Consider the following 21,522-nt stretch of genomic DNA (forward strand, 5'->3'; position numbering starts at 1 on the left):
CGGCATGCGGGTCCCGCGCTCACCTCCGGACGACGCTGCCGTCCGGCGTCACTTCGTGGCGATCTTGTCCCCCGGCTTGATCAGGTCGGGGTTGGTCAGGAAGCGGCTGTTCTTGGCGACCAGCGCCTGCCACCCGCCCTCGATGCGCAGCGCCTCGGCGATCCCGCTGAGGGTGTCGCCCGCCTTGATCTCGTAGTCACCGTCCGGGTTGCTGGTCGACGGCGCGGCCGCCCGAACCACGGGCACCGCGCGCGGCACGGTCCTGCCGACGGCCGAACGCTGGCCTTGGCGGGTGGGCTGTTGCTTCACGGCTGTCCCGCCGCGCCGCCCGCACACGCCCCACGCTCCCAGTCCCTGGGTGCGCAGAACCCGTTCGGCCACGCGGATCTGCTCCTCGCGCGACGCCTGGTGCGCGCTGCCGGTGCCGCCGTGCGACTGCCAGGTGGACTGGCTGAACTGCAGTCCGCCGTAGTAGCCGTTGCCTGTGTTGGTCGACCAGTTGTTGCCGCTCTCGCACTGCGCGATCCGGTCCCAGTCGACCGACGGGGAGGCGGCGGCGATCGCCGCGCCCGTCGTGACGAGAGCCGCCGCCGAGACGGCGACGAACAGGGCGCGAGCGGTGGTGGTACCACGGAGATGGCGCATGGCTCTTTCGAACCCCGCCTCGCTCTCGCCTGCAGCAGCGCCTGTCCGGCGGGGATTTGTCCTGCGTGTGGGACAGGGTGAGCCGGTGGACAGGTGAGCGGCCGGCTTGCCCTGGTGGTGCCGCGACCTCGCGGTCGCTGGCAGCGAACGTAAGAACGGTTCGCCGAGTTCGCAGCGCCGTACGCAGGCAAGATCACTCAATAGGTGATGATGGCGGGCAACGGGGTTTCGCGGGCCTCCGACCGTGCGGGACACGTCCACATGCCGGTGCGAAAGCTGTCCTGGCTGCATGAACGGGCGCGAGACCCCGGCCGCGACGCCCTCGTACCGGGCGTGTTCGGGCGCTGTGGCGGTGCCGTCTCCCGGGCCCTCGGCCGCGACTGTCGCGGACGAGTCCCACGGGACACGCCCTAGCTGTGCGACCGGGCGTTCCGGAGCAGTTCCGCCGCCTGGTCGCGAGCCAGGTCGACGGCATCGGGGAACGTGCCGAAGCCGTGGGCGACGAGCGCGCCCTCGTGCAGCAGCAGGAGCGTCCGGCCGAGCGCGTCCGCCCGCTGCGGGGCGATCTCCCGGACCAGGCCGGTGAACAGGGCGAGCATCCACTCCTTCTGCCCCACGACGATCGGGTGCGCGGGGTGCGCGGGGTCGCTGATCTCCGCGTGGGCGTTGACCATGGCGCACCCCTTGCGGCTGTGCTCGGCCGACCAGTCGCGGGACGCGTCGAAGACGGCGAGGACGCGCGCCGCGGCGTCCGGTCCCGCGGACTCCAGGTACCGGTCCAGGAAGGCGCGCCAGCGCTCGTCGCGGCCGGCCAGGTACTCGACGACGATCTGCTCCTTCGAGCCGAACCGGTCGTAGAGCGTCTTCTTCGTGACGCCGGCCTCGGCGGCGATCAGGTCGACGCCCACGGCGTGGATCCCGCGCTCGTAGAACAACCTCCCGGCAGCTTCCAGGGCGCGCTGGGCGGCCGGGGTCAGGGTGATCCGTCGCGGCTTCTCCACGACGTCGAGTATACCGATCTGTATAGTCGATGGGTATACAGATCGGTATAGGGAGGTGTGGTGGGTGAACTTCCTGCTCTCGGCCGCTTTCGTGCTCTGCTGGAGCTCCGGGTTCATCGGGGCGAAGCTCGGGGCGGGGAGTGCGTCCGCCGTCACGGTGCTGCTGTGGCGTTTCCTGCCGCTCGCCGTCCTCCTCCTCGCGGTGGCGGTCGCCAGGAGGTGGTGGCGGGGCCTCACCGCGCGGGACGTGGGCCGGCAGGCGATGATCGGCGTCCTGTCGCAGAGCGGGTACCTGCTGACGGTCTACCACGCGATCGAGCTCGGGGTCTCCAGCGGCACGACGGCTTTGATCGACGGCGTGCAGCCGCTCGTCGCCGGAGCGCTGGCGGGGCCGCTGCTGCACCAGCACGTCTCGCGCGGGCAGTGGCTCGGCCTGTGCCTGGGCGTGGGCGGCGTCGTGGTCGTCACCGGGGCCGACGCGGCGGCCGGCACCGGCGTGGACCGGTGGGCCTACCTCGTCCCGTTCCTCGGCATGCTCTCGCTGGTGGCGGCCACGCTGCTCGAAGGCCGGTCACGCACGGAGGTGGCGCCCGCGGTGGCCATGACCACCCACTGCCTCACGAGCGCCGTCGTGTTCACCGCGCTCGCCCTGGGCACCGGCACCGCGGCCCCGCCCGCGGACCCCGCGTTCTGGGGCGCGATCGCGTGGCTCGTGGTCCTGCCCACCTTCGGCGGGTACGGGCTCTACTGGGTCATCCTGAGGCGCTCGGGGATCACGAAGGTGAACACCCTGATGTTCCTCATGGCTCCGGTCACGGCCGCGTGGGGCGCCCTGATGTTCGGCGAACCCTTCGGCCCGCACACCGCTTTCGGTCTCGCGCTCGGGCTCGCGGCGGTCGTCGTCGTGCAGCGCGACCGGTCGTCAGCTCCCACGCACACGTAGGCCGTCGAACGCCACGCGCACCACCGCGTCCGCGAGCTCGGCGGCACCGAGCCCTCCCTGCGGCCGGTACCACTCGATGACCGAGTTGACCATGCCGAACAGCAGCCTGGTCGTCGTCGCGGGGTCGACGTCCGCCCGCAGGTCGCCTTCGGCCGCCGCGTCGGCCACCAGCGCGGTGACGACCTGGTCGAACTCGCGGCGGCGGGCCAGGGCGTCGCGTTCGGTCTCGCTGTTCCCCCGCACCCGCAGCAGGAGCGTCACGAACGGCAGCCGCTCGACCAGGACCGCGACGCTGCCGCGGACGAGGTGCTCCAGGCGGTCGACCGCGCGGCCACCCACGGCGTCGAGCTTCGCCACCTCGGCGAACAGGCCGTCCAGCGCGCGGTCGACCGCCAGCCGCAGCAGCGCCTCCTTGCCGGGGACGTGGTGGTAGAGGGCGGACTTCGTGACTCCCAGGCGGTGCGCGAGGTCCTGGATGCTGGTGCTGTCGTAGCCGCGCTCGTAGAACAGCTCCGCGGCGGCCTCGAGCAGCGTCTCCAGGTCGTAGCCCGGGCGGCCGCGGCGCCTCGTCCCGCCGTTCTCCGTCGTGGTCATGCCGCCCAGTCTCCCCCACCTTCCGACCGATTTACTGACCGAACGTTCTGTTATACCGTGGCACGGAGAGCCGTGAAGGGCAACGGTCTGCGAAGGGAACCCGCACTGTGACTGCACTGCTGGAGAGCTACGCCGCGGGCCGCTGGTTCCGCGCCGCCGCCGCGGGAGAGCCGCTGCTCGACGCGGTGACCGGCGAGGAGGTCGCGCGGCTGTCGAGCGAGGGCCTGGACCTGCGCCAGATGACCGAGCACGCCAGGCGCGTCGGCGGCCCGGCGATCCGCGAGCTGACGTTCCACCAGCGCGCGCTGCTCATCAAGGAGCTGGCCAAGCACCTCAGCGCCGAGAAGGACTCGCTGTACGAGCTGTCGTACCGCACGGGTGCGACGAAGCGCGACTCGCTCGTCGACGTCGACGGCGGCTTCGGCACGCTGTTCAGCTTCGCCGGCAAGGGCGTGCGCGAGCTCCCCAACGACATCGTCGTGCTGGACGGCGGTCTCGAACGACTCGGCCGCGAGGGAACGTTCCTGGGCCAGCACATCTACACCTCGCGCCCCGGGGTGGCGGTGCAGATCAACGCCTTCAACTTCCCCGTCTGGGGCATGCTCGAAAAGCTCGCCCCGGCGTTCCTCGCCGGTCTGCCGAGCATCGTGAAGCCCGCGTCCCAGACGGCCTACCTCACCGAGGCCGTGGTCCGCCGGATCATCGAGTCCGGCATCCTCCCGGAGGGGTCGCTGCAGCTGCTGTCCGGCAGCCCGCGCGGCCTGCTCGACGTGCTCGACGAGCAGGACTCGGTGGCGTTCACCGGATCCGCGCACACGGCGGGAATCCTGCGCAACCACCCGAACGTCCAGCACGGCGGCGTGCGCCTGCAGGTCGAGGCGGACTCGCTGAACTGCTCGATCCTCGGCCCCGACGTGCGGCCCGGCGACCCCGAGTTCGACCTCTTCGTCAAGGGCGTCGTCACCGAGATGACCGTGAAGGCCGGCCAGAAGTGCACGGCGATCCGGCGCGCGATCGTGCCGGAGCAGATCGCCGGCGAGGTGACGGAGGCGATCGCCGCACGGCTGGCGAAGATCACCGTGGGCGACCCGGCCGACGAGAACGTGCGGATGGGCGCGCTGGCGTCGCTCGGGCAGCGGGACGAGGTGCGCAAGGCCGTCGAGTCGCTGCGGAACTCGGCGGAGATCGTCTTCGGCGACCCGGACCGGGTGGACGTCGTCGGCGCGGACGCCGAACGGGGGGCGTTCCTCTCCCCCGTCCTGCTGCGGGCGCGCGCCGATGCCTCCGAACCCCACGACGTCGAGCCGTTCGGCCCGGTCAGCACGGTGATCACCTACCGCACCACCGCGGAGGCCGTCGAGCTCGCCGCACGCGGCAGGGGCAGCCTCGTCGGGTCGGTCGTCACGCACGACCCCGCCGTGGCCCGGCAGGTCGTGCTCGGTGTGGCGCCGTGGCACGGCCGGATCCTGGTGCTCGACCGCGACGACGCCAAGGAGTCGACGGGGCACGGCAGCCCGCTGCCGATGCTCGTGCACGGCGGTCCCGGCCGCGCGGGTGGCGGTGAGGAGCTCGGTGGCGTTCGCGGCGTGCTGCACCACATGCAGCGCACCGCCGTGCAGGCGTCACCGGACATGCTCACGGCGATCACCGGCCGCTGGACGACCGGGTCGAAGCGCGTCGCCGACGAGGTGCACCCGTTCCGCAAGTCGCTGGCGGAGCTGAAGATCGGTGACACGGTCGAGACCGGGACGCGGCAGGTGACGCTCGCCGACATCGACCACTTCGCCGAGTTCACCGGCGACACCTTCTACGCCCACACCGACCCCGAGGCGGCCGCGGCGAACCCGTTGTTCGGCGGCATCGTGGCGCACGGCTACCTGGTGGTGTCGCTCGCGGCGGGACTGTTCGTCGAACCGAACCCCGGCCCGGTGCTCGCCAACTTCGGCGTGGACAACCTGCGGTTCCTCACGCCGGTCAAGGCGGGTGACACGATCGCGGTCACGTTGACGGTCAAGCAGATCACGCCGCGCACCAACGCCGAGTACGGCGAGGTGCGGTGGGACGCCGTGGTGTCCAACCAGGACTCCGAGCCGGTCGCCACCTACGACGTGCTGACGCTGGTGGCCAAGAGCTGAACGCCGGAGGGAGCCGCGGAAAGCGGCTCCCTCCCCGGCACCGGCACGACGGGTGGTCCCGGCGCCGCGCGGTCGTCCGTCCACAACGGACTTCACTCCCCGGCGCGCGCACGACCGCCCGGCAGCTCAGCTGGGCCACTCCGGCATCTCGGCGGTGGCCGCGTACTGCGGCACGAACTGGTCGTACCTCGGCTCGCGGGGGGCGGTCACGGGGACCGGCGGCGCCGCCGCGTGCGCCGCGGACACGCCACCCACGTACTCGGCGTAGAGCTCGTCGAAGATCGGTGTTCCGCTCATGCAGTGCATGGTGATCAGACGAGATAACGGAACACGTCACAAACAGCCTAAATCGCTGGATGGGGTGACATTCGGATTCACCTGGGTGGGCGACGGTCCACAATCCGTTTCATCTTGCCGACCGACCGCTCGATCCCGCCCGGCGCGACCACGTCCACGGCGATCGTGACGCCGATGGAGTTCTTCACGAGCTTTTCGAGCTGCGCCGCCGTGTCACCCGCGACGGCGTCCTCGCGGTGCTCGACCACGACCGTCAGGTCGTCGAGGGTGCCGGTGCGGCTCAGCACACACTGGAAGTGCGGGGACAGCGCGGGGACCTTGAGGATCAGCTCCTCGATCTGCGTCGGGAAGAGGTTCACGCCGCGCAGGATGATCATGTCGTCGGTGCGGCCGGTGATCTTCTCGATCCGGCGCGTCGACCGCGCGGTGCCGGGCAGCAGCCGGGTCAGGTCCCGGGTGCGGTAGCGGATGACCGGCATCGCCTGCTTGGTCAAGGAGGTGAACACGAGTTCGCCCTCCTCGCCGTCGGGCAGCACCTCGCCGGTGACCGGGTCGATGATCTCCGGGTAGAAGTGGTCCTCCCAGACGTGCAGGCCGTCCTTGGTCTCGACGCACTCGCTCGCCACACCCGGCCCGATCACCTCGGACAGGCCGTAGATGTCCACGGCGTGCATGTCGAGGCGCCGCTCCATCTCGGCGCGCATGTCGTTGGTCCACGGCTCGGCGCCGAAGATGCCGACCTTCAGCGACGTCGAGCGCGGGTCGACGCCCTGGCGCTCCATCTCGTCGATGATCGAGAGCATGTAGGACGGCGTGACCATGATGATGTCGGGCTCGAAGTCGCGGATCAGCTGGACCTGGCGTTCGGTCATGCCGCCGGACACCGGCACGACGGTGCACCCGAGCTTCTCCGCGCCCGCGTGCGCGCCGAGACCACCGGTGAAGAGGCCGTAGCCGTAGGCGTTGTGCAGGACGTGGCCCCGGCGTCCTCCGGCGGCACGGATGCTGCGCGCCATCACGGTGGCCCACGTGTCGAGGTCGTCGCGGGTGTAGCCGACGACGGTGGGCCTGCCGGTGGTGCCCGAGGAGGCGTGCACGCGCACGACTTCCTCGCGCGGCACCGCGAACATGCCGAACGGGTAGTTGTCGCGCAGGTCGGCCTTCGTGGTGAACGGCAGCTTCGCGAGGTCTGCCAGCGTCTTCACGTCGTCGGGGTGCACGCCCGCCGCGGCGAAGGCGGAGCGGTAGTGCGGCACGTTGTCGTACGCGTGCCGGACGGACCACCTCAGCCGTTCGAGCTGCAACGCCCGGAGCTCGTCCACCGACGCGGTCTCGATCGGCTCCAGGTCCCCCGGCCGGGGGCTCAGGTCCAGCATCGCGTCCTCCTCGGGTGCCGCCGGCGACGGCAGGATAGTCGACGAACTGTGCGCCGATGCCGAGCGCTTCCAGGCGATGCGCCACCTCGCCGCTACAGGTCCGCCATCGCCGACTTCGGGTTCTCCAGGCAGTCCGCGACGAACCGGAGGAACCCGCCCGCCGTGCCGCCGTCGCAGACCCGGTGGTCGAACACGAGCGACAGCTGCACGACGTGCCGCACGGCGATCTCCCCGTCGACCACCCACGGCCGGGGCAGGATCCGGCCCATGCCGAGGATCGCGACCTCCGGGTGGTTGATGATCGCGGCGCTGCCGTCGACGCCGAGCACCCCGTAGTTGTTCAGGGTGAACGAGCCGGAGCTGAGCTCGGCGGCCGTGGCGGTGCCCGCGCGGGCGGCGGCGGTGAGCCTGCGGATCTCGGCGTCGAGGCCGCGCATGCTCAGGCGGTGCGCGTCCCGGACCGCCGGGACGACGAGGCCGCGGTCGGTCTGCGCGGCGAGACCGAGGTTGACGCCGTCGAGGTGGGTGATCTCGTCGCGGTCGGTGTCCACGCGGGAGTTGAGCTCGGGGAAGCGGGCGAGTCCGGCCACGACGAACCGGGCGACCATCGCGAGGATCCCCGGTGCCGCACCGGTTGCCTTCAGCTCGTCGCGGAGTTCGACCAACGCGGTCGCGTCGACGTCCACCCAGGTCGTCGCCTCGGGGATCTCGGTGCGGCTGCGGGACAACGTGGTGGTGACGGCCTTGCGCACACCCGTGATCGGCACGCGGGTGCGGATCGGCAGACCGGTGCGCCGGTCGACGTCATCGACCGGCTCCCTCACGGCCGCCACGGGTTCGAGCGCGGCCTGGACGTCGCGCCGGGTGATGAGCCCGCCGGGGCCGGTGCCGGTCAGCGTGCCGAGGTCGACGCCGTTGTCCCGGGCGAGGCGGCGCACGATCGGCGACTGCACGGCGGGGCGTTCCCCGTCGCGCGCGGGCGCGGCGGGCCGGTCCGCCGGCGCCGCCTTCCTCCCGCGGCGCCGCGAGGTGCCGCCCTGCGAGGTCCCGTAGCCGATCAGGACGTTGCCGGACCCGGCGCGTTCCTCCTCGACGTAGGTCCCGGCGGCGGACTGCCGGGCGTCGACCGAGATCAGGGGCGATCCGACTCGCAGGGTGGCGCCCTCCTCGCCGTGCAGCCGCGCGACGACGCCGCCGAACGGCGACGGCACCTCGACCACCGCCTTGGCCGTCTCGACCTCGGCCACGGGCTCGTCCACGGCGATCGGGTCACCGGTCCCGACGAGCCACCGGACCAGCACGGCCTCGGTCAGCCCCTCGCCGAGGTCGGGCAGGTCGAACACCTGCGTGCTCATGCGACGTCCTCCCACTGCAGCGTGTCGACGGCGTCGAGGATCCGGTCCACGCCGGGCAGGAAGTGGTGCTCCAGCTTCGGCGGGGGGTAGGGGACGTCGAACCCGGTGACCCGGCGAACGGGCGCTTCGAGGTGGTGGAAGCACTGCTCCCCCACCCGTGCCGCGATCTCCGAGGCCACCGAGGCGAAACCGGGTGCTTCGGCGACGACGACCGCGCGGCCGGTCCGGCGGACCTCGGCGCAGACGGTCTCGTCGTCGAACGGCACGATCGAGCGCAGGTCGACCACGCCCAGGTCGCGGCCCTCGGTCGCGGCCTGCGCGGCGGCGGCCAGCGCCACCGGCACGGAGGGACCGTAGGCGATCAGCGTGGCGTCCTTCCCGCGGCGCCGGACGACGGCGCGGCCGATGGGCGGCACCGGGGCCGCGACGTCGACCTCCTCCTTGGAGAAGTAGTGCTTCTTGGGCTCCAGGAAGATCACGGGGTCGGAGCCCGCGATGGCCGCGCGCAGCAGGCCGTAGGCGTCGGCGTTGGTGGCCGGGGCGACGACGGTGAGGCCCGGGGTGTGGGCGTAGTAGGCCTCGGAGGAGTCGCAGTGGTGCTCCACGCCCCCGATTCCGCCCGCGTAGGGGATCCGGATGACGATCGGCAGCCGCACCTTGCCGCGCGTGCGGTTGCCGAGCTTCGCGACGTGGCTGACGATCTGCTCGAACGCGGGGTACGCGAAGGCGTCGAACTGCATCTCGACGACCGGGCGCAGGCCGTTCATGGCCATGCCGACCGCCATGCCGACGATCCCGGACTCGGCCAGCGGGGTGTCGAAGACCCGGCTCTCGCCGAACTCGCGGTGCAGCCCGTCGGTCACGCGGAAGACGCCGCCCAGCTGGGCCACGTCCTCGCCGAACACGACGACGGAGCTGTCCTCGGCGAGTGCGTCACGCAACGCGGCGTTGATCGCCTGCGCCATCGTGAGCTTCCCGGCGCTCATCAGGCCTCCTCGGCGTCGAGCTCGGCCCGCAGAGCCGCGCGCTGCCGCGCCAGCTGGGGGGTGGGGGTGGAGTAGACGTGGGCGAAGAGCTCCTCGGGGTCGGCGGGCGACCCGGCGCCGACTCCGGCGCGGACCGCCGCCGCCATCTCCTCGGCCGCGGCGTGGATCTCCCGGTCGCGTGCGTCGTCGAGCGCGCCGACCGCCGTCAGGTAGGTCTTCACCCGCAGCAGCGGGTCGCGCGGGAGCCACTCGCTGACCTCGTCGTCGGTGCGGTAACGGCTGGCGTCGTCGGCGTTGGTGTGCGAGTCGACGCGGTAGGTGTCCGCCTCGACGAGCGTCGGCCCCTCCCCCGCGCGGGCACGGGCGACGGCCTCGCCGAGCACCTTCTCGAGCGCGGGCAGGTCGTTGCCGTCCACGCGCACACCGGGCATGCCGTACCCGATCGCCTTGGCGGCGAGCGACGGCGCGACGGACTGGCGTGCGAGCGGCACGGAGATCGCGTACTTGTTGTTCTGCACGAAGAAGACGACCGGTGCGCGGAACACGGCGGCGAAGTTGCAGGCCTCGTGGAAGTCGCCCTCGCTCGTGGCGCCGTCACCGCACAGCGCCATCACGACCGTGTCCTCGCCCTTGAGCCGTGCCGCGTGCCCGACTCCGACGGCGTGCAGCAGCTGCGTGGCGAGCGGCGTGGTCTGGGGCGCCACCTTGTGCTCGTTCGGGTCGTAGCCGCAGTGCCAGTCGCCGCTCAGCAACGTGAGCACCTCGACCGGGTCCACACCGCGGGCGGCGATGGCGGCCGTGTCGCGGTAGGTCGGGAACAGCCAGTCGCCGTCGGAGAGCACCGACGCGCACGCGACCTGGCAGGCCTCCTGCCCCCGCGAGGACGGGTACACCGCCAGCCGTCCCTGCCGGACCAGCGCGCCGCACTGCTCGTTCAGGCGACGGGCGAACACGAGCTTGCGGTACCCCTCGGCCAGCGCCCCGGCGTCCGGCTTCGGCGCTCCCCTGACCAGCCGGCCGGTCTCGTCGAGCAACCGGGCCGGGGTGATGGCCGCCTTGAGCTGACCGGCACTCATCCGCACCTCCGCGAGCAGTTCCACCAGGCCCGAATGCTGACAAGATCGGTGGCCAATCGGCTACATCCGCGCGACAGTGCGAGACGATTGACTTCGTGCGTCGATTCAGCCGGTCCACTTGGACCGTTTGACGACGCTTAGCACCTCGGGAGTGGGACACGTGGATGCGGAACTGGACGAGATCGACCGCCGGATCCTCGACGAGCTGGAGGCGGACGGCCGGTTGTCCGGTCGCGCGCTGGCCGAACGGGTGACGATCTCGCGCGCCAACGCCTACGCCCGGTTCGAACGCCTCGTCGCGGACGGGGTGATCACCGGCTTCACCGCGCGGGTCGACCCGGTGAAGGTCGGGCTGACCACGTCGGCGTACGTGGCGATGACGGTGCGGCAGAACAACTGGCGGGATCTGCAGGTCCGGTTGCGGGCCATCCCCGAGGTGCGGCACATGGCGCTCATGGGCGGCGAGTTCGACGTGATGCTGCTGGTCAGGGCGCAGGACAACAACGCGTTGCGGCGCGTGGTCCTGGAGGAGCTGCAGACGATCCCCGGAGTGCTGTCCACCAAGACGTTCCTCATCTTCGAGGACGCCGAGAACTGAGCTTCGCGTCACATCGGGTGGAAGTTGACACCGGTGTCAACGAATAGCGTCGAAAGCGTCCACGATTCGACGGCGCAGGAGTGATCCGCGATGAACAAGGCGTTGGGGTACAAGGCTTTCGGCGACGCGAGCGTGCAGGAGTTCTTCGATCGGCCGGACCCCGTGCCCGGCCCGGCCGAGGTGCTCGTGCGCGTCGAGGCCGCCGGGGTCAACCCGCTCGACCACAAGCTGCGGGCGGGCCACGTCGCCGCCCTGAACGGCCACCTGCCGTTCCCCCAGGTGCTCGGCATGGAGGCCGCCGGGACCGTGCTCGCGGTCGGCGAGGACGTGACGGGCCTGGCCGTCGGCGACCGGGTCACCGGCTTCGCGCTGACCGGTGCCGGCACCTACGCGGAGACGACGCTGCTGCTCGGCACCTCCACGGCCCGCATCCCCGACGCGCTGCCCGCCACCTGGGCGGCCACCATCCCCGTCGCCGGCACCACCGCGCTGGACGTGCTCGACCAGCTCGGCCTGCCCGCCGGGGCGTCGTTGCTCGTGAACGGGATCGGTGGCGGCGTCGGCATCGCGCTGGCCCAGCTCGCGCGCGACCGCGGCCTGGTGGTCACGGGCACGGCCGGCACGGCGAAGCGCGACCTCGTCGAGGCGACCGGTGCGACCTTCGTCGACTACACCGAAGGCGATGTGGTGCAACGGTTGCGCGCGCAGGCCCCGGACGGTTTCGACGCCGTGGTCGACAACGTCGGCGGTGACTCGCTGCGCCTGATCGCCCCTCTGGGCAGGACGGTCATCTCCGTCGGCGACCCGTCCGTCACCGAGGTCGGCGGGGTGGCGGTCGAGCGCCGGGTCGACCGGGCGGGTCTCGAACGCGTCGCGGAGCTGATGGTCGCCGGGAAGCTCGACCCGCACATCACCGGGACGTACCCGCTGGCACGGGCGAACGAGGCGCTGGCGCTGGTCGAGTCGCTGCACGCCCGGGGCAAGGTGGTCATCGACATGGGCCTCTGACCGGGGCTCAGCCGGCGTCGGCCCCTCGCCGGTAGCGGGTGTTGCCCTCGATCAGCGCGTCGAGCGCGGCCCTGGCCTCGACGAGCCGGGTGATGTCGGCGGTCAGCCTGTCGCGTTCGCCGACCATGGCGGTGAACGCGTCCTCGGCGATCCCCCTGTCGTCGCTGTCCACGCACGGCAGCAACCGGGCGATCACCTTGCTGCCCAGTCCCGCGTCGAACAGCCGGCGGATGACCTCGACGCGGGCCACCTCCGTCGCCGCGTAGTGCCGCTGACCGCCGACGGACCGCGTGCTGTGCATCAGCCCCTGCTGCTCGTAGTACCGCAGGGAGCGGGCGCTGACGCCCGTCAGCCGGGCCAGCTCGCCGATCTTCATCGTCGGGGCGGGAGACGTCGTGGTCACGGGTCCAGCGTAACCCCGCCGTCACCGTCCACATGCGACTCCGGCCGCGCGGGCCCGACTCAGGCCGCTGCCGTCGCGGGGGCCTTCCTCGCCGCCGGACCGAGCCGGATCGCCGACACCAGGAAGAAGATCCCGCCGACCGCGGCGTAGCCCGCCACGGAGGTGAGCGCGGCGCCGGGCTGCGAGGCCATCAGGATGAACGACGTGCCGGCGCCCACGGACAGACCACCGCTGAGGATCATGGGCCACTGACCGCCCATGCGGCGCCGGCGAACGCCGACGACCAGCTGCACGACGCCCGAGACGATCGCCCAGGCACCCCACACCCGGAGGATGCCGGGGGTGCCGGAGGTGGCACCGGCGACCGCGACGCCCCCGGCCGCCAGCAGGCTGACGGCGATGTTCACGTACAGGCCCAGCACGTTCTCCGACCGCCTGGAAGCACGCGCGTCGACGATCGCGGCGGCCACGTCGAACAGCGGGTAGAGCACGACGAGCGCGAGGACGACCGGCCCGAGCCCGGCCCCGGTCAGAGCCACCAGGACGGCCCAGACGAGGGCGAACGCGGCGCGGGCGAAGTACAGCCGCCGCAGGGACGACGCGGCGGAACTGGTGCTGGTCACAGGACTTCCTTCGGTTCGGCGTGGACGGCGGACCCCGTGACCCGTCGTTGCCGACGGCACGAGACCGAACGTTCTATCTTGTTCCATCCTGAGGGCGGCGCCGCGCCAATGTCAAGACCGAACGTTCTACCTACTTCGAGTGAGCCACGACCAACCCGCTTGCCGAAACCCCGTGACCGCGGGTAGACCTGGGACCGTGCCCCTCACCGTCCGTCTCGCCCGTGGCCGTCGGCCGCGTGGCTGCCGCGCGCCCGCCCGGCGCGTGCTGGGACGCAGGGTGCGGTACGTGATCGGCTCCGAGGCGGGCCAGGTCAACGGGATGCGATGGCGCCGTGCGCCGCGCATCGCGCGGGATCGCTGACTCCCAGACCACTCACGACACCACCCGGGACCGGACGTCCCGGGTCAGGAGCACATCGCCATGGAGCACGACTTCTTCTTCCCCGCCGCGCCCGGAAGCCTTCCCGGCGCCGACGGGTACTTCGGCGCGTTCGGCGGCCGGTTCGTCCCCCAGGCCCTCGTCGCGGCCGTCGACCAGGTCGCCGAGGAGTACGAACGGGCGAAGGCCGACCCCGCGTTCATCGCGGCGTTCGAGGAACTCCTCGCCCACTACGTCGGCAGGCCGAGCGCGCTCACCGAGGTGCCGCGCTTCGCCGCGCACGCGGGCGGCGCACGGGTCTTCCTCAAGCGCGAGGACCTCAACCACACCGGCTCGCACAAGGTGAACAACGCGCTCGGCCAAGCGCTTCTGGCGCGGCGGATGGGCAAGACCCGCGTCATCGCCGAGACCGGTGCCGGGGCGCACGGCGTGGCGACCGCGACCGCGTGCGCGCTGACCGGCCTCTCCTGCACCGTCTACATGGGAGAGACCGACATGCGGCGCCAGGCGGTCAACGTGGCGCGGATGGAGCTGCTGGGCGCCGAGGTCGTCCCGGTGACGTCGGGGTCGCGCACGCTCAAGGACGCGATCAACGAGACGTTCCGGGACTGGGTCGCCCGCACGCACGACACCCACTACCTCTTCGGCACGGTCGCCGGGCCGCACCCGTTCCCCGCCATGATCCGCGACTTCCAGCGCGTCATCGGCGTCGAGGCCCGCCGCCAGCTCCTCGAACGGACCGGGCGGCTGCCCGACGCCGCGATCGCCTGCGTGGGCGGCGGTTCCAACGCGATCGGCCTGTTCCACGCGTTCCTCGACGACCCCGTCCGCCTGGTCGGGTGCGAGGCCGCCGGGCACGGTGTGCAGAGCGGTGAACACGCCGCGTCCCTGACAGCCGGCGAACCGGGCGTCCTGCACGGCTCCCGTTCCTACGTGCTGCAGGACGACGAGGGCCAGATCGCCGAGGCCTGGTCGATCTCGGCCGGGCTCGACTACCCCGGCGTCGGTCCGGAGCACGCGCACCTGCACTCCTGCGGCCGGGCCGAGTACCGTCCGGTGACCGACGACGAGGCGATGCACGCGTTCCGGCTGCTCGCCACGACCGAGGGCATCGTCCCGGCGATCGAGAGCGCGCACGCACTGGCCGGCGCCCTCCAGGTCGGCGCCGAACTCGGCCCGGACGGCCTGGTGCTCGTGAACCTGTCCGGCCGCGGCGACAAGGACCTCGACACGGCCTCCGCCCACTTCGGGCTGGCGGGTGCGCGATGAGCGGACACCTCCAGCTCCTCACGGACGCGCTCGCGAGGGCGGAGCGGGAAGGCCGCGCCGCGCTCATCTCCTACCTGCCGGCGGGCTTCCCGACGGTCGACGAGGGGATCGCCTCGGTCCTCGCGACGCTCGACGCCGGCGCGGACGTCGTCGAGGTCGGCCTGCCGCACAGCGATCCGGTGCTGGACGGGCCGGTCATCCAGACGGCGGACGACATCGCGCTGCGCGGCGGGGTGCGGATCGCGGACGTCCTGCGCACGGTGCGGGAGGCCCACACCGCCACGGGCAAACCGGTCCTGGTGATGTCGTACTGGAACCCGGTGTCGCGCTACGGCGTGGAGCGGTTCGCACGCGAACTGGCCGCGGCGGGCGGCGCGGGCTGCGTGCTGCCGGACCTGCCGGTGGCCGAGTCGGCGCAGTGGCGGCACCACGCCGCGGAGCACGGCCTCGCCACGGTGTTCGTGGTCGCGCCGAGCAGCACCGACGCCCAGCTGGCCGAGACGGTCGCGGCCGGAACCGGGTTCGTCTACGCGTCCGCGCTGATGGGCGTCACCGGAGCCCGCGGCGCGGTGGACGAGGCCGCGGCGGTCCTGGTCCGCAGGCTGCGTGCGATCACCGACCTGCCGTTGTGCGTCGGCATGGGGGTCTCGGACGCCGCGCAGGCCGCCCATGTCGCCGGATTCGCCGACGGCGTGATCGTCGGATCCGCTCTGGTGGCGACGCTCCTGGACGCGGGCGGGGGCGAGGCCGCGCTCGCGGAGCTCACCGCGGAGCTGGCGGCCGGGGTGCGCGCGGGCTGAGGCACGGCGCCGGGCTCGCACCGCGGGCCCGGCGCCGCGGCCCTACTTGAAGCGCAGCAACCCGTCGACCCCGGCGAGGAAGGTCGCGCCGACCTCGGCGGCGTCGGTCAGGCACCCCGCCGCCATGGCCCCGTCGCGGAGCAGGACGAAGTGCCGGGCCGCGGCCGCGGGCGACTTGGCGTCGCTCCGCTCGAACAGGCCGGTGATGGTGCGCAGGAACCACTCGCGGTGCTCGAGGACGGTCCGGAGCACGGGGTGCGCGGGGTCCGGGAACTCCGCCGCGGCGTTGAGGAAGGCGCACCCGCGGAACCCGGCCGACTCGATCCCCGCGGCGATGGCCCGCGCCACGGCCCGCAGCGCCTCGTCCGCGGTGCCGCCGCTGCCGGCCGCCTCCTCGACCTGGTCGCGCTCCATCTGCGCGACGCTCCGCAGATACGCGACGACGAGGTCGTCCTTGCTCGCGAAGTGCCGGTACAGCGTCGCCCTGGTCACCTTCGACTCCGCGACGATCCGGTCGATCCCGACGGAGTGCAGGCCCTCCGAGTAGAAGATCCTCGACGCCGTGGCGAGCAGGCGCGACCGTGCTTCGGAGACCTGACCGTTGTGCACCATTGGGCCGATGGTACTGGACAGAACGGTCAGTCTCGCCTTGCCGGACTCCCCCGACGGGTCTCGCTTTTCGCTCCCGTGGCGAGCACCACAGACACGGCGGCTCATTCGCGTGTGACACTTTGTCCATCAGATGACACTTTGTTCACAACGGGAGGAGCCGGGCGTGCCAGACGTCCCTTCCAGCACCGCGGACGCGGTGTTCGCCGCGCTTACCCCCGTGGTCGAGGGCATCGCGGCCACCTTCGGACGCAGCTGCGAGGTGGTGCTGCACGACTACCGAGACCGGGAGCGGTCGGTCGTCGCGGTCGCGGGCTCCGTGACCGGCCGGGTGGCCGGCGACGCGATGAGCGAGATCGGCCTGCGCGTCCTCGCCGCCGGGGACGCCGCCCGCAACGAGGTCGGCTACCTCACCCGCGCGCAGGACGGCCGGGTGCTCAAGTGCACGACGCTGCCGCTGCGCGACGTCGACGGGACGCTGATCGGCGCGCTGTGCGTGAACATCGACGTCTCGGCCATCAACCGCGCCACCGGCGTGCTCTCCGACCTGCTCGGCCTGTCCGCGCTGCGGGAGCAGGTCCCCGCCACGTCGACGAACTTCTCCGGCGACCTGGACCAGGTCGTGGAGTCGCTCGTCGAACGCGCCGAGCGCGCGCACGCGGTGCCCGTGTCGGCGCTGGGACGGGAAGAGCGACTGGCGCTCGTCCGCTCGCTGAACGAAGCCGGCGTGTTCGCGCTGCGCGGTGCGCCCGGACGCGTCGCCGCACGCCTCGGCATCTCCCGCACCGGCCTCTACAACGACCTCGCCGAACTGAAGAAGGACACGCCGTGACCGACAGCCCCGTCTTCCTCAGCGAGTCCGAGTCGGCCGCGCTCGTCGACGACGACCTTGCACTGGCCGCCGCCCGGGAGGCGTTCCTGGCCGCCGCGGACGGCTCGACGTTCCCCGTCGTGATCGGGCATTCCTCCCTGCCGCACACCAGGTTCACGCTCAAGTCCGGGTCCGCGGGCGACCTCGTCGGCGTCAAGATCGGCAGCTTCTGGCCGGACAACACCGCACTCCCCCGCCACAGCTCCACGATCGTCCTGCTCGACCCCGCCACCGGCAGGCTGCGCGCCGTGGTCGAGGCGGCGGCCGCCAACGCCTACCGCACGGCCGCCGCCGACGCGCTCGCCGTCGCCACGCTCGCCCGCACCGACGCGCGCACGCTGACCGTGATCGGCACAGGACACCAGGCCCTGCACGAGGTCCGCGCGGTCAGCCGGGTGCGGCCGATCGACCGGGTCCTCGTCGTCGGCCGGCGTGCCGACGCGGCAGAGGCGTTCGCCGCGCGGGTGACCGCCGTGACCGGCCTGCCCGCGGCCCCCGCCGACACCCGGACCGGCGTGACCGCCGCGAACGTGCTCGTCACCGCCACGACCGCCCGCGAGCCCCTGTTCGACGCCACCTGGGTCAGGCCGGGCACGCACATCTCCGCCATGGGCGCCGACGGGCCGGGCAAGCAGGAGCTCCCCGCCGAGATCTTCGGCTCCGCCAAGCTCTTCTGCGACCTGCCGGAGCAGTCCCGTGCGATCGGTGAATTCCAGCACGCTTCCGGGGCTGTACCGGTGGCACTCGGCGCGGTGCTGACCGGCGCCTCCGAAGGCCGGACCTCACCTGAGGACACCACGGTGTTCGACAGTTCCGGCTTCGCCCTCCAAGACCTCACCCTCGCCGCCGCGCTGCTGCACCGCGCCGCCCTCGCAGGAGACACCGAATGACCACTGTGGACACCCCGGGCACGCCGTTCGCCGCGGTCGACGCCGACCGCCTGGACCGCAATGCCCTGCGACTGCGCGAGCACCTCCACGCGCTGGGCGTGCCGCTGCGCCTGCACGTCAAGACCGCCAAGTCCGTCGAGGTCGCCGACCGGGTCCACGCGGGCGGACCGATCACGGTCTCCACTCTCGCCGAAGCCGAGCACTTCGCCGGCGCGGGCTACCGCGACATCCTCTACGCCGTCGGCATCGACCCGCACAAACTGCCCCGCGCCGCCGCTCTGCTCCGCCGCGGCACGACCCTCACCGTCCTGCTCGACTCGCTCGCCCAGGCCGAGGCGGTGACCCGGTTCGCACGCGACGAAGGCCTCCGCGTCCCGGCGCTGGTCGAGGTCGACTGCGACGGCCACCGCGGCGGTGTCGCCCCCACCGATCCGGCACTCGTGGAGATCGGCCGCGTCCTCGGCGACAACCTCGCCGGCGTGCTCACCCACGCGGGCGAGTCGTACTTCGCCCACACGCCACAGGCTCTGCATGACGCAGCTCAGCACGAACGGGACGTCGCCGTCACCGCGGCCGACATCCTGCGCGCCGCGGGCCTGCCGTGCCCGATCGTCAGCGTCGGCTCGACCCCCACCGCGCACGCGGCGACGGACCTGACCGGCGTCACCGAGGTCCGCGCGGGCAACTACGTCTTCTTCGACCTCGTCATGGCCGGCATCGGCGTCTGCACCACCGACGACCTCGCCCTCTCCGTCGTCGTGACCGTCATCGGCCACCGGAAGGACAAGAACTGGATCCTCACCGACGGCGGCTGGATGGCCACCTCACGGGACCGCGGCACCCAGGCCCAAGCCGTCGACCAGGGCTACGGCCTCGTCACCGATGTGCACGGCACCCTCGTCCCCGGCCTGCTCATGACCGGGGCGAGCCAGGAACACGGCGTCCTCGGCACGCGCGACGGCCAGCCGGTGCCCGACCTGCCGATCGGCACCCGCCTGCGGATCCTGCCCAACCACGCCTGCGCCACCGCCGCGCAGCACGACCGCTACCACGTCGTCCGCGGCACGACCGTCGAAGCGACCTGGTCCCGCCTGCGCGGCTGGTGACCACCCGGCCGGCGAGGCGGCCACCAGCCGCCTCGCCGGATGCGGCTAGTCCCTCTCGACGAGGTGCCCGACCACGGCCGGACCGGGATGCGCGTGACCGGAACCGTCACGCCGTGGGTCGACGTCCGGCAGCTCGACCGGTGAGCCCTTCTCGTCCGCGCCGGCGGGCCTGCTGCCGATCCAGGCCAGCACCAGGTGCGTCTCGCCCTTGAGGAACCGCTGCGACCGCACACCCCCCGTCGCGCGCCCCTTGGCCGGGTACTCGCCGAACGGCGTGACCTTGACGCTCTGCCCCGACGACGTGACGACCATCGGCTCGCCGTGCTCGTCGTCGTCCGTGCGGATCGCCCCGAAGAACACCACGCGGGCGTCACCGCTGAGGTTGATGCCGGCCATACCGCCACCCTTGAGCCCCTGCGGCCGCACCAGCTTCGCGTCGTAGCGCAGCAACGACGAATCGGAGCTGACGAACGCAAGCGTCTCGCTGCCGTCCGTGAGCCACGTGCAGCCGACGACCTCGTCACCGTCCTTGAGCGTGATGACCTCGAACTCGTCCGACCGCACCGGCCACTCCGGCACGCACACCTTCACCGTGCCCTGCCGGGTGCCGAGCGCGAGACCGGGCGAGTCCTTCGGGTCGAGCGGCGCGATGCCGACGACCTTCTCGCCCTTCTCCAGCGGCACCAGCTCACTCGCCGCCATACCGCCGCGAAGGCTCACCGTCCCGCTCTGCTCGGGCAGCACCGGCAGCGGCAGCACGTCGGTCTTGAACGCGCGACCCTTGTTCGTGATCAGCACGACCTGCCCGCGAGCCGTCGAGTGCACGACCGCGAGCACCGCGTCGTGCTTCACCCGGCCCGCCCGCCGCTTGCCCTCCGACGCCTCCTCCGACTCCGCCGCGGTCCGCGCGACCAGCCCGGTGGCGCTGAGGATGACCTGGCACGGGTCGTCCGCGACCTCCAGCGGCCCGGCGGGCTTCGACGCCGCCAGCACCTCCTTGAGGTCACCGTCGATGAGGCTCGTCCGCCGCTCGCCGCCCAGCTCCTTGGCCACGGCCGCCAGCTCCGACGACACGAGCTTCTTCAGCACGGACTCGTCGTCGAGGATCGCCGACAGCTCGGCGATCTCCTTGGAGAGCTTGTCCTGCTCGCTCTCGAGCTCGATCTTGTCGTACCTGGTGAGGCGGCGCAGCGGCGTGTCGAGGATGTAGGAGGCCTGGATCTCCGACAGCTTGAACTGCTTCATCAGGCCGTCCTTCGCGGCGGCGGCGTTCTCGCTGCCCCGGATCAGCTTGATGACCTTGTCGATGTCGAGCAGGGCCTTCAGCAGACCCTCGACCAGGTGCAACCGCTCCTCGCGCTTGCGGCGCCGGAACTTCGTGCGCCGCGTGACGACCTCGTAGCGGTGCCCCAGGAACACCTCCAGCAGCTGCTTGAGGCCGAGCGTCTGCGGCTGCCCGTCGACCAGCACCAGGTTGTTGATGCCGAACGACTGCTCCATCGGCGTCAGCCGGTACAGGTCCGCGAGCAGCGCCTGCGGGTTCACGCCCACCTTGCACTCGATGACGAGCCGGATGCCGTTCTCGCGGTCGGTCAGGTCCTTGACGTCCGCGATGCCCGTGAGCCGCTTGGACTTGTTCACCTCGTCGGTGATCTTCTCGACGATCCGCTCCGACCCGACGCCGTACGGCAGCTCGGTGACCGTGATCGCCTGCCTGCCCCGCGAACCCTCCAGCGGACCGATCTCCACCTTGGCGCGCATGCGGACGACACCGCGACCGGTCTCGTAGGCCTTCCGCACCTCGTCGAGGCCCAGCAGGATGCCGCCGGTCGGCAGGTCCGGCCCCGGCACGAACTCCATGAGCTTGTCGAGGTCGGCGTTCGGGTGCGTGATCAGCCACCGCGCCGCCCCGACCACCTCGCGCAGGTTGTGCGGGATCATGTTCGTGGCCATGCCGACCGCGATGCCGGACGTCCCGTTGACCAGCAGGTTCGGGAACGCCGCCGGCAGGACGCTCGGCTCTTCGAGCGAGCCGTCGTAGTTGGGCCGGAAGTCGACCGTCTCCTCGTTCAGCTCGCCGACCAGCTGCATGGCGACCGGGGACATGCGGCACTCTGTATAGCGGCTCGCAGCCGGACCGTCGTCTGGACTGCCGAAATTGCCATGTCCGTCGATCAACGGCTCGTTGAGGCTGAAGTCCTGGGCGAGGCGGACCAACGCGTCGTAGATCGCCGTGTCACCGTGAGGATGGAACTTGCCCATTGTGTCGCCTACGACGCGGGACGACTTCACGTACGCGTGCGTCGGGCGGTATCCCGCCTCGTGCATCGAGAACAGGATGCGGCGGTGCACCGGCTTCAACCCGTCCCGCGCGTCCGGCAGAGCCCGCGAGTGGATGACCGAGTACGCGTACTCGAGGTACGAGTCCTCGATCTCGGTCTTCAGCGAGTTGTCGAGAACCTTCGCACCGGCCCGGTCGAACGCGGCGGGGTCGACCTTGGTCGTGGGTCCCTTGCGGCGTGCCATGACTTCGTAACTCCGTCTGTGTCTTGAAGAAG

22 protein-coding genes are annotated in these 21,522 nt (G+C 71.9%); 10 read left to right on the forward strand and 12 right to left on the reverse strand.

Annotated features, from left to right (window positions below; translation table 11 throughout):
- Window positions 1-48 precede the first annotated feature (48 nt).
- Together L6E10_RS40585 and L6E10_RS37470 are read right to left on the reverse strand one after the other, a co-directional pair.
- Entirely contained in the window at window positions 49-645 is a 597-nt protein-coding gene (locus L6E10_RS40585; RefSeq protein WP_275677292.1) for a transglycosylase family protein, read from the reverse strand.
- 410 nt (window positions 646-1,055) lie between these two features.
- Window positions 1,056-1,646, reverse strand: coding sequence for a TetR/AcrR family transcriptional regulator (locus L6E10_RS37470; RefSeq protein ID WP_236224902.1), 591 nt, complete (start codon window positions 1,644-1,646; stop codon window positions 1,056-1,058).
- A gap of 64 nt (window positions 1,647-1,710) precedes the next feature.
- Here L6E10_RS37470 and L6E10_RS37475 point away from each other — a divergent pair, with 64 nt between their 5' ends.
- Window positions 1,711-2,589 (forward strand): DMT family transporter, encoded by an 879-nt coding sequence (locus tag L6E10_RS37475; RefSeq protein WP_236224903.1) that lies wholly within the window; start codon window positions 1,711-1,713, stop codon window positions 2,587-2,589.
- On the opposite strand, the gene L6E10_RS37480 is transcribed toward L6E10_RS37475, so the two are convergent.
- Window positions 2,569-3,183 carry a TetR/AcrR family transcriptional regulator gene (locus tag L6E10_RS37480; protein ID WP_236224904.1) on the reverse strand — a complete coding sequence of 205 codons (615 nt, stop codon included), beginning with the start codon at window positions 3,181-3,183 and terminating at the stop codon, window positions 2,569-2,571. The two genes, L6E10_RS37475 and L6E10_RS37480, sit on opposite strands and share 21 nt — an antisense overlap.
- A gap of 107 nt (window positions 3,184-3,290) precedes the next feature.
- Here L6E10_RS37480 and paaZ point away from each other — a divergent pair, with 107 nt between their 5' ends.
- A complete protein-coding gene (gene paaZ / locus L6E10_RS37485) occupies window positions 3,291-5,318 on the forward strand; it encodes a phenylacetic acid degradation bifunctional protein PaaZ (RefSeq protein WP_236224905.1) in 2,028 nt (675 codons plus the stop codon).
- A gap of 126 nt (window positions 5,319-5,444) precedes the next feature.
- Here the strand turns inward: paaZ and L6E10_RS37490 are convergent, their stop codons facing one another.
- The 5 genes from L6E10_RS37490 to pdhA all read right to left on the reverse strand — a co-directional run bounded on the left by L6E10_RS37490 (window position 5,445) and on the right by pdhA (window position 10,408).
- Window positions 5,445-5,615 (reverse strand): hypothetical protein, encoded by a 171-nt coding sequence (locus L6E10_RS37490; RefSeq protein WP_236224906.1) that lies wholly within the window; start codon window positions 5,613-5,615, stop codon window positions 5,445-5,447.
- A gap of 77 nt (window positions 5,616-5,692) precedes the next feature.
- Entirely contained in the window at window positions 5,693-6,991 is a 1,299-nt protein-coding gene (paaK, locus tag L6E10_RS37495; RefSeq protein ID WP_236224907.1) for a phenylacetate--CoA ligase PaaK, read from the reverse strand.
- Between the two features lie 92 nt (window positions 6,992-7,083).
- Window positions 7,084-8,346 (reverse strand): dihydrolipoamide acetyltransferase family protein, encoded by a 1,263-nt coding sequence (locus tag L6E10_RS37500; protein WP_236224908.1) that lies wholly within the window; start codon window positions 8,344-8,346, stop codon window positions 7,084-7,086.
- Window positions 8,343-9,332, reverse strand: a complete 990-nt coding sequence (locus L6E10_RS37505; protein ID WP_236224909.1) for an alpha-ketoacid dehydrogenase subunit beta — start codon at window positions 9,330-9,332, stop codon at window positions 8,343-8,345. Before L6E10_RS37505 ends, L6E10_RS37500 begins: the two co-directional genes overlap by 4 nt.
- Window positions 9,332-10,408 carry a pyruvate dehydrogenase (acetyl-transferring) E1 component subunit alpha gene (pdhA, locus tag L6E10_RS37510; RefSeq protein ID WP_236225085.1) on the reverse strand — a complete coding sequence of 359 codons (1,077 nt, stop codon included), beginning with the start codon at window positions 10,406-10,408 and terminating at the stop codon, window positions 9,332-9,334. The genes L6E10_RS37505 and pdhA overlap by 1 nt, the downstream gene beginning before the upstream one ends.
- Window positions 10,409-10,568: 160 nt before the next feature.
- On the opposite strand from pdhA, the gene L6E10_RS37515 reads away from it, so the two are divergent.
- Both L6E10_RS37515 and L6E10_RS37520 read left to right on the forward strand, forming a co-directional pair.
- The gene (locus L6E10_RS37515) at window positions 10,569-11,006 is read left to right on the forward strand and encodes an Lrp/AsnC family transcriptional regulator (RefSeq protein ID WP_236224910.1); all 438 of its coding nucleotides are present in this window, start codon (window positions 10,569-10,571) and stop codon (window positions 11,004-11,006) included.
- Between the two features lie 90 nt (window positions 11,007-11,096).
- Complete coding sequence (locus L6E10_RS37520) at window positions 11,097-12,014, forward strand: NADP-dependent oxidoreductase (protein WP_236224911.1); 918 nt, start codon at window positions 11,097-11,099, stop codon at window positions 12,012-12,014.
- 7 nt (window positions 12,015-12,021) lie between these two features.
- On the opposite strand, the gene L6E10_RS37525 is transcribed toward L6E10_RS37520, so the two are convergent.
- Both L6E10_RS37525 and L6E10_RS37530 read right to left on the reverse strand, forming a co-directional pair.
- Window positions 12,022-12,417 (reverse strand): MerR family transcriptional regulator, encoded by a 396-nt coding sequence (locus L6E10_RS37525; RefSeq protein ID WP_308102961.1) that lies wholly within the window; start codon window positions 12,415-12,417, stop codon window positions 12,022-12,024.
- A gap of 59 nt (window positions 12,418-12,476) precedes the next feature.
- A complete protein-coding gene (locus tag L6E10_RS37530; protein WP_236224912.1) occupies window positions 12,477-13,040 on the reverse strand; it encodes a DUF308 domain-containing protein in 564 nt (187 codons plus the stop codon).
- Between the two features lie 196 nt (window positions 13,041-13,236).
- On the opposite strand from L6E10_RS37530, the gene trpM reads away from it, so the two are divergent.
- The 3 genes from trpM to trpA are packed head-to-tail and all read left to right on the forward strand — an operon-like array spanning window position 13,237 to window position 15,488.
- Complete coding sequence (gene trpM / locus L6E10_RS41345) at window positions 13,237-13,401, forward strand: tryptophan biosynthesis modulator TrpM (protein ID WP_373305937.1); 165 nt, start codon at window positions 13,237-13,239, stop codon at window positions 13,399-13,401.
- Between the two features lie 60 nt (window positions 13,402-13,461).
- Complete coding sequence (gene trpB / locus L6E10_RS37535; RefSeq protein ID WP_236224913.1) at window positions 13,462-14,688, forward strand: tryptophan synthase subunit beta; 1,227 nt, start codon at window positions 13,462-13,464, stop codon at window positions 14,686-14,688.
- On the forward strand, window positions 14,685-15,488 hold the full coding sequence (gene trpA / locus L6E10_RS37540; protein WP_236224914.1) for a tryptophan synthase subunit alpha: 804 nt from the start codon (window positions 14,685-14,687) through the stop codon (window positions 15,486-15,488). The genes trpB and trpA overlap by 4 nt, the downstream gene beginning before the upstream one ends.
- A 42-nt stretch (window positions 15,489-15,530) precedes the next feature.
- Here the strand turns inward: trpA and L6E10_RS37545 are convergent, their stop codons facing one another.
- A complete protein-coding gene (locus tag L6E10_RS37545; RefSeq protein WP_236224915.1) occupies window positions 15,531-16,100 on the reverse strand; it encodes a TetR/AcrR family transcriptional regulator in 570 nt (189 codons plus the stop codon).
- A gap of 163 nt (window positions 16,101-16,263) precedes the next feature.
- Here L6E10_RS37545 and L6E10_RS37550 point away from each other — a divergent pair, with 163 nt between their 5' ends.
- The 3 genes from L6E10_RS37550 to L6E10_RS37560 are packed head-to-tail and all read left to right on the forward strand — an operon-like array spanning window position 16,264 to window position 18,964.
- A complete protein-coding gene (locus L6E10_RS37550; protein WP_236224916.1) occupies window positions 16,264-16,929 on the forward strand; it encodes a transcriptional regulator in 666 nt (221 codons plus the stop codon).
- Window positions 16,926-17,858: an ornithine cyclodeaminase family protein gene (locus tag L6E10_RS37555; protein ID WP_236224917.1), complete on the forward strand. Its 933-nt coding sequence runs from the start codon at window positions 16,926-16,928 to the stop codon at window positions 17,856-17,858. Before L6E10_RS37550 ends, L6E10_RS37555 begins: the two co-directional genes overlap by 4 nt.
- The gene (locus L6E10_RS37560; protein ID WP_236224918.1) at window positions 17,855-18,964 is read left to right on the forward strand and encodes an alanine racemase; all 1,110 of its coding nucleotides are present in this window, start codon (window positions 17,855-17,857) and stop codon (window positions 18,962-18,964) included. Before L6E10_RS37555 ends, L6E10_RS37560 begins: the two co-directional genes overlap by 4 nt.
- Before the next feature lie 45 nt (window positions 18,965-19,009).
- Here L6E10_RS37560 and L6E10_RS37565 read toward each other — a convergent pair whose 3' ends face one another.
- Window positions 19,010-21,490: a DNA topoisomerase (ATP-hydrolyzing) subunit A gene (locus L6E10_RS37565; protein WP_236224919.1), complete on the reverse strand. Its 2,481-nt coding sequence runs from the start codon at window positions 21,488-21,490 to the stop codon at window positions 19,010-19,012.
- Window positions 21,491-21,522: the final 32 nt, after the last annotated feature.

The sequence above is a fragment of the Lentzea sp. CC55 genome (genome assembly GCF_021056325.1).
GTDB classification, from domain to species: domain Bacteria; phylum Actinomycetota; class Actinomycetes; order Mycobacteriales; family Pseudonocardiaceae; genus Lentzea; species Lentzea jiangxiensis.

Coding starts and splice junctions, on each gene's coding strand:
- L6E10_RS37480 (WP_236224904.1), bottom strand. CDS start 3,183: ATGACCACGACGGAGAACGGCGGGACGAGGCGCCGCGGCCGCCCGGGC.
- L6E10_RS37560 (WP_236224918.1), top strand. CDS start 17,855: ATGACCACTGTGGACACCCCGGGCACGCCGTTCGCCGCGGTCGACGCC.
- L6E10_RS37545 (WP_236224915.1), bottom strand. CDS start 16,100: ATGGTGCACAACGGTCAGGTCTCCGAAGCACGGTCGCGCCTGCTCGCC.
- L6E10_RS37565 (WP_236224919.1), bottom strand. CDS start 21,490: ATGGCACGCCGCAAGGGACCCACGACCAAGGTCGACCCCGCCGCGTTC.
- L6E10_RS40585 (WP_275677292.1), bottom strand. CDS start 645: ATGCGCCATCTCCGTGGTACCACCACCGCTCGCGCCCTGTTCGTCGCC.
- L6E10_RS37505 (WP_236224909.1), bottom strand. CDS start 9,332: ATGAGCGCCGGGAAGCTCACGATGGCGCAGGCGATCAACGCCGCGTTG.
- pdhA (WP_236225085.1), bottom strand. CDS start 10,408: ATGAGTGCCGGTCAGCTCAAGGCGGCCATCACCCCGGCCCGGTTGCTC.
- trpA (WP_236224914.1), top strand. CDS start 14,685: ATGAGCGGACACCTCCAGCTCCTCACGGACGCGCTCGCGAGGGCGGAG.
- L6E10_RS37500 (WP_236224908.1), bottom strand. CDS start 8,346: ATGAGCACGCAGGTGTTCGACCTGCCCGACCTCGGCGAGGGGCTGACC.
- paaK (WP_236224907.1), bottom strand. CDS start 6,991: ATGCTGGACCTGAGCCCCCGGCCGGGGGACCTGGAGCCGATCGAGACC.
- trpB (WP_236224913.1), top strand. CDS start 13,462: ATGGAGCACGACTTCTTCTTCCCCGCCGCGCCCGGAAGCCTTCCCGGC.
- L6E10_RS37520 (WP_236224911.1), top strand. CDS start 11,097: ATGAACAAGGCGTTGGGGTACAAGGCTTTCGGCGACGCGAGCGTGCAG.
- L6E10_RS37490 (WP_236224906.1), bottom strand. CDS start 5,615: ATGAGCGGAACACCGATCTTCGACGAGCTCTACGCCGAGTACGTGGGT.